The 12,537-nt window shown below is 59.7% G+C and carries 10 protein-coding genes and 4 tRNA genes; 11 read left to right on the forward strand and 3 right to left on the reverse strand.

Going from position 1 to position 12,537, the window contains the following annotated elements:
- Positions 1-3: 3 nt before the first annotated feature.
- The gene (locus J2Y86_RS28180) at positions 4-1,200 is read right to left on the reverse strand and encodes an amino acid aminotransferase (protein WP_253439282.1); all 1,197 of its coding nucleotides are present in this window, start codon (positions 1,198-1,200) and stop codon (positions 4-6) included.
- 338 nt (positions 1,201-1,538) lie between these two features.
- Here J2Y86_RS28180 and uvrB point away from each other — a divergent pair, with 338 nt between their 5' ends.
- Positions 1,539-3,554 carry an excinuclease ABC subunit UvrB gene (gene uvrB / locus J2Y86_RS28185; RefSeq protein WP_017339647.1) on the forward strand — a complete coding sequence of 672 codons (2,016 nt, stop codon included), beginning with the start codon at positions 1,539-1,541 and terminating at the stop codon, positions 3,552-3,554.
- 143 nt (positions 3,555-3,697) lie between these two features.
- Here the strand turns inward: uvrB and J2Y86_RS28190 are convergent, their stop codons facing one another.
- Together J2Y86_RS28190 and J2Y86_RS28195 are read right to left on the reverse strand one after the other, a co-directional pair.
- Positions 3,698-5,188, reverse strand: coding sequence for an MDR family MFS transporter (locus J2Y86_RS28190; protein ID WP_253440474.1), 1,491 nt, complete (start codon positions 5,186-5,188; stop codon positions 3,698-3,700).
- 49 nt (positions 5,189-5,237) lie between these two features.
- Positions 5,238-6,287 carry an HlyD family secretion protein gene (locus tag J2Y86_RS28195; protein ID WP_253439284.1) on the reverse strand — a complete coding sequence of 350 codons (1,050 nt, stop codon included), beginning with the start codon at positions 6,285-6,287 and terminating at the stop codon, positions 5,238-5,240.
- Between the two features lie 220 nt (positions 6,288-6,507).
- Here J2Y86_RS28195 and gltX point away from each other — a divergent pair, with 220 nt between their 5' ends.
- The 10 genes from gltX to J2Y86_RS28245 all read left to right on the forward strand — a co-directional run bounded on the left by gltX (position 6,508) and on the right by J2Y86_RS28245 (position 12,511).
- On the forward strand, positions 6,508-7,989 hold the full coding sequence (gene gltX / locus J2Y86_RS28200; RefSeq protein WP_084318017.1) for a glutamate--tRNA ligase: 1,482 nt from the start codon (positions 6,508-6,510) through the stop codon (positions 7,987-7,989).
- Between the two features lie 236 nt (positions 7,990-8,225).
- Positions 8,226-8,301, forward strand: a tRNA-Ala gene (locus tag J2Y86_RS28205).
- A gap of 79 nt (positions 8,302-8,380) precedes the next feature.
- A tRNA-Glu gene (locus J2Y86_RS28210) sits at positions 8,381-8,456 on the forward strand.
- 53 nt (positions 8,457-8,509) lie between these two features.
- Positions 8,510-8,585: transfer RNA gene (locus tag J2Y86_RS28215), tRNA-Ala, on the forward strand.
- Positions 8,586-8,665: 80 nt separating this feature from the next.
- A tRNA-Glu gene (locus J2Y86_RS28220) sits at positions 8,666-8,741 on the forward strand.
- Positions 8,742-8,925: 184 nt separating this feature from the next.
- Positions 8,926-9,465, forward strand: coding sequence for a TetR/AcrR family transcriptional regulator (locus J2Y86_RS28225; RefSeq protein WP_214382064.1), 540 nt, complete (start codon positions 8,926-8,928; stop codon positions 9,463-9,465).
- Positions 9,466-9,496: 31 nt separating this feature from the next.
- Positions 9,497-10,330: an alpha/beta fold hydrolase gene (locus J2Y86_RS28230; protein ID WP_253439286.1), complete on the forward strand. Its 834-nt coding sequence runs from the start codon at positions 9,497-9,499 to the stop codon at positions 10,328-10,330.
- Between the two features lie 48 nt (positions 10,331-10,378).
- Positions 10,379-10,816, forward strand: a complete 438-nt coding sequence (locus tag J2Y86_RS28235) for an acyl-CoA thioesterase (protein WP_253439288.1) — start codon at positions 10,379-10,381, stop codon at positions 10,814-10,816.
- 170 nt (positions 10,817-10,986) lie between these two features.
- Positions 10,987-11,946: a tRNA dihydrouridine synthase gene (locus tag J2Y86_RS28240; protein ID WP_253439290.1), complete on the forward strand. Its 960-nt coding sequence runs from the start codon at positions 10,987-10,989 to the stop codon at positions 11,944-11,946.
- Between the two features lie 118 nt (positions 11,947-12,064).
- The gene (locus J2Y86_RS28245; RefSeq protein ID WP_253439292.1) at positions 12,065-12,511 is read left to right on the forward strand and encodes an Hsp20 family protein; all 447 of its coding nucleotides are present in this window, start codon (positions 12,065-12,067) and stop codon (positions 12,509-12,511) included.
- Positions 12,512-12,537 lie beyond the last annotated feature (26 nt).

Consider the following 12,537-nt stretch of genomic DNA (forward strand, 5'->3'; position numbering starts at 1 on the left):
GACTCAGATCACCGCAACGATGGCCTTGGTCACGACATCAATGTTGCTCTGGTTCAACGCGGCGACGCAGATGCGGCCGGTGTCCAGGGCGTAGATGCCGAACTCGTTACGCAGGCGGGTCACTTGCTCGACCGTCAGGCCGGAGTAGGAGAACATGCCGCGCTGACGACCGACGAAGCTGAAATCACGCTGTGGAGCTTGCTTCGCCAACTGCTCAACCATCTGGATGCGCATGCCGCGAATCCGCAGGCGCATTTCAGCCAGTTCTTCTTCCCACTGGGCGCGCAGTTCCGGGCTGTTCAGCACGGCGGCAACGATGCTGGCGCCGTGGGTCGGCGGGTTGGAGTAGTTGGTGCGGATTACGCGCTTGACTTGCGACAGCACGCGCGCGCTTTCTTCTTTCGATTCGCTGACGATCGACAGGGCGCCAACGCGCTCGCCGTACAGCGAGAAGGATTTGGAGAACGAGCTGGAGACGAAGAAGGTCAGGCCCGATTCAGCGAACAGGCGCACAGCGGCGGCGTCTTCGTCGATGCCATCACCAAAGCCCTGGTAGGCCATGTCGAGGAACGGCACGTGACCTTTGGCTTTCACCACGTCCAGCACGTTTTTCCAGTCTTGCGGACTGAGGTCCACGCCGGTCGGGTTGTGGCAGCACGCGTGTAGCACAACGATCGAGCCGGACGGCAGGGCGTTCAGGTCTTCCAGCAGGCCGGCACGGTTAACGTCGTGGGTCGCGGCGTCGTAGTAACGGTAGTTCTGCACCGGGAAACCGGCGGTTTCGAACAGCGCGCGGTGGTTTTCCCAGCTTGGGTCGCTGATCGCCACGACGGCGTTCGGCAGCAGTTGCTTGAGGAAGTCGGCACCGATTTTCAGGGCGCCAGTACCGCCAACGGCTTGAGTGGTGATGACGCGGCCAGCGGCAATCAGCGGCGAGTCATTGCCAAACAGCAGTTTTTGAACGGCCTGGTCGTAGGCAGCGATGCCATCAATCGGCAAATAGCCACGGGAAGCGTGTTGAGCGACGCGAATCGTCTCGGCTTCGACAACGGCGCGCAGGAGTGGAATTCGCCCCTCCTCGTTGCAGTAAACACCGACCCCCAGGTTGACCTTGTTGGTACGGGTATCGGCGTTGAATGCTTCGTTGAGGCCCAGGATTGGATCGCGTGGTGCCATTTCGACAGCGGAGAACAGGCTCATTTTTGCGGCGGCTCTGAATGGAGAGTGGAGGGACGTGTCGCGCTCCAGCCGAATGCACTAGAGCGGTGCACAAACGGGGAGCTAGTATAGAGGCCATCCGCGATTGATGGCGACAGACGATTCGGCTTTTAGCGTAAGTTTTTCCGATTATTTTTCGACCGTTAGTCGATTGATCCCGTCAAAGACTTCAAGGGATGTAGGACGTTTGCCTTGAAAGCGCGGGCAATCGACTCCACATTGAGCACAATCCAGTTTTTTCCTCGGGCGACGTCGGTCGTTTGTGGTCTTTTTCGTTGCTGTCCGGTTTGCCCGGACGGGCGCGACCCAGAGGGTATTTCATGTCTGAATTCCAGCTAGTCACCCGCTTCGAGCCCGCCGGCGATCAGCCGGAAGCCATTCGCCTGATGGTCGAGGGCATCGAAGCCGGGCTGGCGCACCAGACGTTGCTCGGTGTGACCGGCTCGGGCAAGACGTTCAGCATCGCCAATGTCATCGCCCAGGTTCAGCGCCCGACGCTGGTCCTGGCGCCGAACAAGACCCTGGCCGCGCAGTTGTACGGTGAATTCAAGGCGTTCTTTCCGAACAACGCCGTCGAGTACTTCGTTTCCTATTACGACTACTACCAGCCCGAAGCCTACGTGCCGTCCTCGGACACCTTCATCGAGAAAGACGCCTCGATCAACGATCACATCGAGCAGATGCGGCTCTCGGCGACCAAAGCGTTGCTGGAGCGCAAGGACGCGATCATCGTCACCACGGTGTCGTGCATCTACGGCCTGGGCAGCCCGGAAACCTATTTGAAAATGGTGTTGCACGTGGATCGGGGCGACAAGCTCGATCAGCGCGCCTTGCTGCGTCGCCTGGCGGACCTGCAATACACCCGCAACGACATGGATTTCGCCCGCGCGACGTTCCGCGTGCGCGGTGATGTGATCGACATCCACCCGGCAGAATCCGATTTCGAAGCGATCCGCATCGAGCTGTTCGATGACGAAGTCGAGAGCCTGTCGGCCTTCGATCCGCTGACCGGCGAGGTGATCCGCAAGTTGCCGCGCTTCACCTTCTACCCGAAAAGCCACTACGTGACGCCGCGAGAAACCCTGCTCGGCGCCATCGAAGGGATCAAGGTCGAGTTGCAGGAGCGGCTGGAATACCTGCGTTCCAACAACAAACTGGTGGAAGCGCAACGCCTCGAGCAACGCACGCGTTTCGACCTGGAGATGATCCTCGAGCTGGGCTACTGCAACGGCATCGAAAACTACTCGCGCTACCTCTCGGGTCGTGCCTCCGGTGAAGCGCCGCCGACGTTGTTCGATTACTTGCCGGCCGATGCCTTGCTGGTGATCGACGAATCCCACGTCAGCGTGCCGCAGGTCGGCGCGATGTATAAGGGCGACCGCTCACGTAAAGAAACGCTGGTGGAGTACGGCTTCCGTCTGCCTTCGGCGCTGGACAACCGGCCGATGCGCTTCGACGAATTCGAAGGCATCAGCCCGCAGACGATTTTTGTCTCGGCCACGCCGGGCAACTATGAGGCGGAACATGCCGGTCGCGTGGTCGAGCAACTGGTGCGCCCGACCGGTCTGGTGGACCCGCAAATCGAAATCCGTCCGGCGCTGACCCAGGTCGACGATCTGCTTTCGGAAATCACCAAGCGTGTCGCCCTTGAAGAGCGGGTGTTGGTCACCACGCTGACCAAGCGTATGTCCGAAGACTTGACCGATTACCTGGCCGACCACGGCGTGCGCGTGCGTTATCTGCACTCGGACATCGATACCGTGGAGCGCGTCGAAATCATCCGCGATTTGCGTCTAGGCACGTTTGATGTGCTGGTGGGGATCAACCTGCTGCGTGAGGGCCTGGACATGCCGGAAGTATCCTTGGTCGCGATTCTCGATGCGGACAAGGAAGGCTTCCTGCGCTCCGAACGCTCGCTGATCCAGACCATCGGACGTGCGGCGCGAAACCTCAACGGTCGGGCGATTCTCTATGCAGACCGGATCACCGGTTCCATGGAGCGGGCGATCGGCGAAACCGAGCGTCGTCGCGACAAACAGATTGCCTTCAACCTCGCCAACGGCATTACGCCAAAGGGTGTGTTCAAGGACGTTGCCGACATCATGGAAGGCGCCACCGTGCCGGGTTCGCGCAGCAAGAAGCGCAAAGGCATGGCCAAGGCCGCCGAGGAAAGTGCCAAGTACGAAGCGGAATTGCGTTCGCCGGGAGAAGTCGCCAAGCGCATCAAGGCCTTGGAAGAGAAGATGTACGCCTTGGCTCGCGACCTCGAATTCGAAGCGGCGGCGCAGATGCGCGATGAGATTACCAAGCTGCGGGAGCGGTTGATTGCTGTTTGATTTGCGTTGACTGTATGGGCCTCATCGCGGGCAAGCCCGCTGCCACAGTGATCGAGGGCGCTCACACATTTTTTGAGCACCCGCAGCCCCTGTGGGAGCGGGCTTGCCCGCGATGAGGCCAGTCAGGGCGATACAAATATCAACTAGTGCGCCTCACCAGCCTTCAACCCCGGCGGCAATTTCCTGGTCAACAACACCGCAATCATGCTGATCCCCAGCGCAATCCCGACAAAATGAAACGCATCGTTGTAAGCCATGATCGATGCCTGCTGATGGGCAATCTCGCTGAGCTTGCCCAGCGCCGCTGATTCACTGCCAAACCGGTCCGTCAACGACGCCATGCGCTCGGCCACCTGCGGGTTGCTCGGCACGATAGATTCACGCAAATAATCAAAGTAGGTCTTGGTCCGTGCATCCAGCAACGTGGCGAGGAGGGCGATGCCGATCGCGCCGCCGAGGTTGCGCAGGATGTTGAACAGGCTCGACGCCGACCCCGCATCCTGCGGCAGGATGTACGCGGTGGCGATCAGCGAGATCGTCACCATGATCAACGGCTGGCCCAGCGCACGGATGATCTGGATCTGATTGAACTGCGGTCCGGCAAAGTCCGGGTTCAACACGCCCGAGGAAAAACTCGCCAGGCCGAATAAACCGAACCCCAGCGTGCACAGCCATTTCGGTGAAATGACCTTCATCAGTTTTGGCACCAGCGGAATCAGGAACAGCTGCGGCACGCCCATCCACATGATCACTTCGCCGATCTGCAGGGCGTTGTAGTTCTGGATCTGCGCCAGGTACAACGGCAACAGATAGATCGAGCCATACAACCCGACGCCCATCCCGATGCTGGAAATGCTCGATAAGCCGAAGTTGCGATTGCCCAGGATGCCAAGGTTGATCAGCGGGTTGGGCTTGGAAAATTGCACGATCACAAAGGTGATCAGGCTGATCAGCGCGATGCTGCCGAGCGCTACGATCAGGTCCGATTCCAGCCAGTCCTTGCGATGGCCTTCCTCCAGAAAAACCTGCAAACAACCGAGGCCGATGCCGAGGGTGACAATTCCGGTGTAATCGGTGCTTTTCAGCAGTTCCCAGTGCGCTTCTTTCTTCTCCAGGCCATACATCAGGCCGGCGATCATGATCAGGCCCGGCGGGATGTTGATGTAGAAAATGTATTCCCAGCCCCAGTTTTCCGTCAGCCAGCCGCCGAGGGTCGGGCCGATGGAGGGTGCGAACGTTGCGGTCATGGCAAACATTGCCATGCCTTTGGCGCGGTGGTGTTCAGGAAGTTTGATCAGCGTCAGGGTGAACGCCAGAGGGATCAGCGCGCCGCCGGTGAAGCCTTGCAGCGCACGAAAAATGATCATGCTTTCCAGGCTCCACGCCATGGAGCAAAGCAGGGAAGCGGCAAGAAATCCGAGTGAGACCCACACCGCCAAACGGCGCGCCGAGAGCAGCTGCACCAGCCACGCCGTCAGCGGAATCATGATGATTTCCGCGACCAGGTACGACGTGGAAATCCACGAGCCTTCTTCCAGGGTCGCCGACAGCGCGCCCTGAATATCCTTGAGCGAAGAGTTGGTGATCTGGATGTCGAGCACCGCCATGAACGCGCCGAGCATCACGCTCATCACCGCGATCCAGTCCCGCCGGGTCGGTTCGCCGGCGGGGCGGATCAGTTGATCACCGGCCATCGTCAGGGGCGTCTTTGATGTTCACTTTGGCGGTGACCGACATGCCCGGACGAATCTTGCCGTGCAGCGGACTGTCCGCGGCGAAGGTCAGTTTTACCGGAATTCGTTGTACGACTTTGGTGAAGTTGCCGGTGGCGTTGTCCGGGGGCAACAGGCTGAACTGCGCGCCTGAGGCGGCGAACAGGCTGTCGACTCGCGCTTCAATCGGCGTGTCGCTGTAGGCGTCGAAAGTCAGTTCGGCTTTCTGGCCGGGCTGCATGTGGCCGATCTGGGTTTCCTTGAAGTTGGCCTGAATCCAGATGTCCTGGTCCGGGACGATCGACATCAGGTAAGCGCCGGCCTGCACGTATTGGCCTTCGCGGGCGGCACGCTGACCAATAAGGCCGCTGATGGGGGCGTGGATTTCGCTGCGGGTCAGGTTCAGTTCAGCCTGGGCCAGATCGGTTTTGGCGTTGGCGATCATGGCGTCGAGGCGCTTGATTTCGGCGCTCAGGGAATTGACTTGCTGGCGCTGACTTTGTGCGTCCGCCTGGGCCTTGATCACCTGCGAGCGGGCGATGTGGTTGTCGGCGGAGAGGGTGGTCACCCGTTCTTCCGAAACATAGCCGGGTTTACGCAGGGTTTGCGCGCGGGACAAGTCGATCTGCGAGCGACCGAGGCTGGCCTGGCTGGAGGCGACTTGCGCGTCGCTTGCGGCAATCAGGCTGGCTTGCTGGGTCAGTTTGCTCTGGGCTTGCAGGCGTTCGGCCTGGCGGGTGGCGAGCGTGGCGTTGGCGCGATCGACGGCGAGGTGGAAGTCATCGCCTTCGAGCTTGATCAGCAACTGGCCTTTCTCGACGTGCTGGTTGTCCTGCACCAGCACCTGATCAATGCGCGCGCCCAACTGGCTCGACACACGGGTGATCTCGCCCTGGACATAGGCGTTGTCGGTGCTTTCATAAAACCGTCCCTTGAAGAACCACTGGGCAAAAAAGCCCCCGGCAATCAGCAGGACGATCAACAGGAAAATAAACAGGCGACGCTTGAGTTGGGCAGGCATGGGGCAAACTGTAGTCGAGAAATTGTAAGGAAAGTTATCAGCAGAAGAATCTGGCATACAGTCGATAGTGGGTAAATGCCATCGGCTGATAATCCATCATTCATCCCGGCCCGAGCCCGTTGTAGACGCAAACTTGGCTTAAATGCCCTGCTTACTGGAGCCGGGCGGGCAACGCCTGTTACCATTCGCCCTTTGTTTTATCTTCATTTCGAGACTTGCCATGACCACCGTCCGCACGCGCATCGCGCCATCGCCTACCGGGGACCCCCACGTAGGTACCGCTTACATCGCACTGTTCAACTACTGCTTTGCCAAGCAGCACGGCGGTGAGTTCATCCTGCGGATCGAAGACACCGATCAGTTGCGTTCGACCCGCGAGTCCGAACAGCAGATTTTCGACGCCCTGCGCTGGTTGGGGATCGACTGGAGCGAAGGCCCGGACGTCGGTGGCCCGCACGGTCCGTACCGTCAAAGCGAGCGTGGCGACATCTATCAGAAGTACTGCCAGCAACTGGTCGAGATGGGGCACGCGTTCCCGTGCTTCTGCACCGCCGAAGAACTGGACCAGATGCGCGCCGAGCAAATGGCCCGTGGCGAAACCCCGCGTTACGACGGCCGTGCGCTGTTGCTGTCCAAGGAAGAAGTCGCGCGCCGTCTGGCCGCTGGCGAGCCGCACGTGATCCGCATGAAAGTGCCGAGCGAAGGCGTGTGCGTGGTCCCGGACATGCTGCGTGGCGACGTCGAGATCCCGTGGGATCGCATGGACATGCAAGTGCTGATGAAGACCGACGGCCTGCCGACGTACTTCCTGGCCAACGTGGTCGATGACCACCTGATGGGCATCACCCACGTTCTGCGCGGCGAAGAATGGCTGCCTTCGGCACCGAAACTGATTCTTCTGTACGAATACTTCGGCTGGGAACAACCGGAGCTGTGCTACATGCCGCTGCTGCGTAACCCGGACAAGAGCAAGCTGTCCAAGCGCAAGAACCCGACCTCGGTGACGTTCTACGAGCGCATGGGCTTCATGCCCGAAGCGATGCTCAACTACCTGGGACGCATGGGCTGGTCGATGCCGGACGAGCGCGAGAAGTTCTCGTTGCAGGAAATGGTCGACAACTTCGACCTGAGCCGCGTCTCCCTCGGTGGGCCGATTTTCGACATCGAGAAGCTGTCGTGGCTCAACGGCCAGTGGCTGCGTGACTTGCCGGTGGAAGAGTTCGCCTCGCGCCTGCAAACCTGGGCCCTCAACCCTGAATACATGATGAAGATCGCGCCGCACGTGCAAGGCCGTGTCGAGACTTTCAGCCAGGTCGCACCGCTGGCCGGTTTCTTCTTCGCCGGTGGCGTGAACCCGGATGCCAAGCTGTTTGAGTCGAAGAAACTGTCGGGTGATCAGGTTCGTCAGTTGATGCAGCTGATCCTGTGGAAACTGGAAAGCCTGCGTCAGTGGGAAAAGGACAGCATCACCGCGACGATTCAAGCGGTGGTCGAATCCCTGGAGCTGAAGCTGCGTGACGCCATGCCGCTGATGTTCGCCGCGATCACTGGCCAGGCCAGTTCGGTGTCGGTGCTCGATGCGATGGAAATCCTCGGCCCGGACCTGACGCGTTTCCGTCTGCGCCAGGCAATCGACCTGCTCGGCGGCGTGTCGAAGAAAGAAAACAAAGAGTGGGAAAAACTGCTGGCGAATATCGCCTGACGACACGGTCCTGTGAGAGCGTGGCTTGCCCGCGAAGAGCGATGACGCGGTGTAACCGATACACCGCGGCGTCAAATTCGCCGGCAAGCCTGGCTCCTACAGCAAGAGATACCCCCGTTTTCCGGGGGGAGGGCGGTAAGTGATTGTTATGTCGGCAAAAAACTTTGGAAATTGTTAAAAATAAATTTGACACGTTTCCAAAGCGCCATTAAGATTCGCCCCGTCCTCAGCGATGAGGGGCTATAGCTCAGCTGGGAGAGCGCTTGCATGGCATGCAAGAGGTCGACGGTTCGATCCCGTCTAGCTCCACCAATTTACACTTCAAGGTCTGGCCACACCGGCCTTGAAGCGATCAACACTCAGCGTTGATCTGTTGTATAGAAGGGTTTGCGTCCCCTTCGTCTAGTGGCCTAGGACACCGCCCTTTCACGGCGGTAACAGGGGTTCGAGTCCCCTAGGGGACGCCAGTTTTACAGAAGCGATGTTGCAAGATGTCGCTCCGCCGCGAGGCGAAAAATCCGGGGCTATAGCTCAGCTGGGAGAGCGCCTGCATGGCATGCAGGAGGTCAGCGGTTCGATCCCGCTTAGCTCCACCAATTTTACAATTCAAGGTCTGGCCACACCGGCCTTGAATCGATCAGCTCTCAGCACTGATCAGTTGTATAGAAGGTTTTGCGTCCCCTTCGTCTAGTGGCCTAGGACACCGCCCTTTCACGGCGGTAACAGGGGTTCGAGTCCCCTAGGGGACGCCACGATTACCCGCTCTGCGGGATTTTATAAGGGTCATTCAATTATTGAATGGCCCTTTTGTTTGTCTGGCGTTTGGCCAAATTCCCCCATTTCTTTCAAACTGTGCTTCAGACCAACGGTCACACCCGCGACTTGCGTAAAATTATTATGAGAATAATATTCTAGTCGTAATATTCGGAGGCAACGATGAACGATAAAAAAGCTCAAACCCGCGAACGCATCCTCAAGGCCGCCAGCGCAGCGCTGATTCAGCGTGGCCCGGCCGAACCGAGCGTGGGCGAAGTGATGGGCGCAGCCGGCCTGACGGTGGGCGGCTTCTATGCGCACTTCGAAAGCAAGGACGCGATGATGCTGGAGGCGTTCAAGCAACTGCTCGGTCACCGCCGTGGACTGATTGCCGACATGGACACCGAATTGACCGGCGAAGAGCGTCGCGCCTTGGTCGCTGCGTTTTACCTGTCACGCAAACACCGTGATTCCTCTGAGTCAGCGTGCCCGATCCCGGCGTCTGTCGGCGAGTTGGGGCGTCTGCCGGACGCGTTTCGCGTGGCGCTGAATGAGCATGTGGAAATGATGGTCGCGCAGTTGGCGGCCAGCCCGGAAGACACCGACAAAGCCCTGGCCGACATGGCCTTGATGGTCGGTGGTCTGGCTCTGGCGCGGGCCTTGGGGCCGGGAGAGTTATCCGATCGATTGCTGCGTGCCGCCAAGTCGGCGGTGTTATGACCTGAAGGCAATGGCCTGAGGAGTGAGAGCGATGAGCACGTTAAAGTGGGTTCGTGGCGTTAATGGCACCTTGGGCTGGTTTGCACCGAAACTGGTCGCGAGCAAAATGCGACTGGCGTTCATGACGCCGCGGGATCTGCCGCCGCGTGACTGGGAATTGCCGCTGCTGGCGAAATCCGAGCGCATCACTTTACGCTTCGGCCTTTCGGCATTGCGCTGGGGGCAAGGCCCGGCGGTGTTGCTGATGCACGGTTGGGAAGGCCGGCCGACGCAGTTCGCCAGTCTGATCACTGCGCTGGTTGATGCCGGTTACACCGTCGTTGCGCTGGATGGCCCAGCGCATGGTCGCTCACCGGGCAACGAAGCCAACGTCGTGCTGTTCGCCCGTGCCATGCTTGAGGCCGCCGCCGAGTTGCCGCCGTTGCAGGCGGTCATCGGTCACTCGATGGGCGGTGCCAGCGCCATGCTCGCCGTTCAGTTGGGGTTGCGCACTGAAACCCTGGTGACGATTGCTGCGCCGGCGCGGATTCTCGGGGTGCTGCGTGGTTTCGCTCGTTACGTGCGACTGCCGCCAAAGGCCCGTTCGGCATTCATTCGCCAGGTTGAGAAAGACGTTGGCATGCGTGCCGCTGCACTGGATGTCTCGCACTATCAACTCGACATGCCCGGGCTGATCGTTCACGCCGAAGACGATTGCTTCGTTCCGGTCAAGGAATCCCAACTGATCCACGAAGCCTGGTTCGACAGCCGTCTGTTGCGACTGGAAGAAGGCGGCCATCAACGGGTATTGGCTGACCCTCGGGTGATTGATGGGGTGTTATCACTGCTGGCCGGCCGCAGCCTGCAATCGCGCCAATCGGCCTGAGCATCCGTTACACTGCCCCGGTCGACATAATCTGACCGGGAGTGGGGCATGGGCTGGGATCGGGCAACGCCATTTATCATTGATCTGGAAGTGGGCGCCGAGGACATCGACGGGTTGGGTCACGCGAATAACGCGGTATATGTGACCTGGCTCGAGCGTTGCGCCTGGCGTCACTCCCAGCGACTCGGTCTGGACCTGGTCGAGTATCGGCGACTGGATCGGGCGATGGCAGTGGTGCGGCACGAGATCGATTACCTGGCGGCGGCCTACGAGGGCGATGAGTTGCAATTGGCGACCTGGATCGTCGATTGGGATCAGCGTCTGAAAATGACCCGGCACTTTCAGCTGAAACGACCGAGTGACAACACCACGTTGCTGCGGGCGCAGACCACGTTTGTCTGCATCGAGTTGTCCACGGGCAGGCCCAAGCGCATGCCGGCGGAGTTCATCGAGGGTTATGGCCCAGCATTGCAAATCGCACTCTAAGTGATCTCTTCGCGGGCAAGCCACGCTCCCACAGGTGTGCACGGAACTCTGTAGGAGCGAGGCTTGCCCGCGAAGGCGTCCGCACAATCAACACCGTCCGGCCTGACGAAATACCTTCCAGCCGCCGAAACCAGTAAACTGCCGCACGTTTTTCCTCGAGTGTGTTTTTCATGCAAATTGCTTTGGCACCCATGGAGGGGTTGGTCGACAACATCCTGCGGGACGTGCTGACCCGTGTGGGCGGTATCGATTGGTGCGTGACCGAGTTCATCCGGATCAACGACCAGCTGCTCACGCCTGCCTATTTCCACAAGTTCGGCCCTGAATTGCTGGCGGGCGCGCGCACCGCGTCTGGCGTGCCGTTGCGCGTGCAGCTGTTGGGTTCCGATCCCGTGTGCCTGGCGGAAAACGCCGCGCTGGCCTGCGAGTTGGGTTCCGAAGTCATCGACCTGAACTTCGGTTGCCCGGCCAAGACCGTCAACAAGTCACGCGGTGGCGCGGTGTTGCTCAAAGAGCCCGAGCTGCTGAACCAGATCGTCGAGCATGTTCGTCGCGCGGTTCCGGCGCACATTCCGGTCACCGCGAAAATGCGACTCGGCTTCGACAGTCCTGACGGTTCTCTGGTCTGCGCCACGGCCCTGGCCGAAGGCGGTGCGGAACACATCGTGGTGCATGCGCGGACCAAGATGGACGGTTACAAGCCGCCGGCACATTGGGAGTGGATCCCTCGCGTGCAGGAAGTGGTCAAGGTGCCCGTGTTCGCCAATGGTGATATCTGGAGCGTTGAAGACTGGCGCCGCTGCCGCGAAATCAGCGGCGTGGAAGACATCATGCTGGGTCGCGGGCTGGTATCGCGTCCGGACCTGGCACGGCAAATCGCAGCCGCTCGCGCCGGTGAAGAGGTCGTCGAGATGACGTGGGCCGAACTGCTGCCGCTGATTCAGGACTTCTGGCTGCAAGCCAAGGCACAGATGACGGCGCGCCAATCGCCCGGTCGCCTGAAGCAGTGGCTGGCGATGCTGACGCGCAATTATCCCGAAGCCGTTGAGTTGTTTACCGAGCTGCGCCGTGAAACCGAGCTGGATCAGGTCTCGCGATTGCTGGGGTTGCAGGTGCTGGAGGCTGCTTAAAAAATTTGAAAAGAATCTCTTGAAAAGCAATCGGCGGTCCTTATTTAAGGATTACGCGATGCCGAATTCGGGTCGCGGAGACAAAAAACTTGCTGATTGTTTTCAGGAGATTTGAATCATGACTACTGCATTTTCCCTGGCTCCACTGTTCCGTTCCTCGGTAGGTTTCGACCGTTTCAACGACCTGTTCGAAACCGCCCTGCGCAACGAACCAGGCAGCACCTACCCACCTTACAACGTGGAAAAACACGGTGACGATCAATACCGCATCGTCGTGGCGGCAGCCGGTTTCCAGGAGGAAGACCTGGACCTGCAAGTCGAGAAGGGTGTGCTGACCATCAGTGGCGGCAAACGTGACGCGACGGAAGGCGTGACCTTCCTGCATCAAGGCATCGCCCAGCGTGCGTTCAAACTGTCGTTCCGCCTGGCCGATCACATCGAGATCAAGGCCGCCGACCTGCGCAACGGTCTGTTGAGCATCGACCTGTTGCGGGTGGTTCCGGAAGAGGCGAAAGCCAAACGCATCCCGATCAACGGGACGCAAAAACCAGCCTTGCAGCACTAAGGCAGGGCAATGAAAAGGGCGCCAAT

This window comes from Pseudomonas migulae, from assembly GCF_024169315.1.
GTDB lineage: Bacteria > Pseudomonadota > Gammaproteobacteria > Pseudomonadales > Pseudomonadaceae > Aquipseudomonas > Aquipseudomonas migulae_B.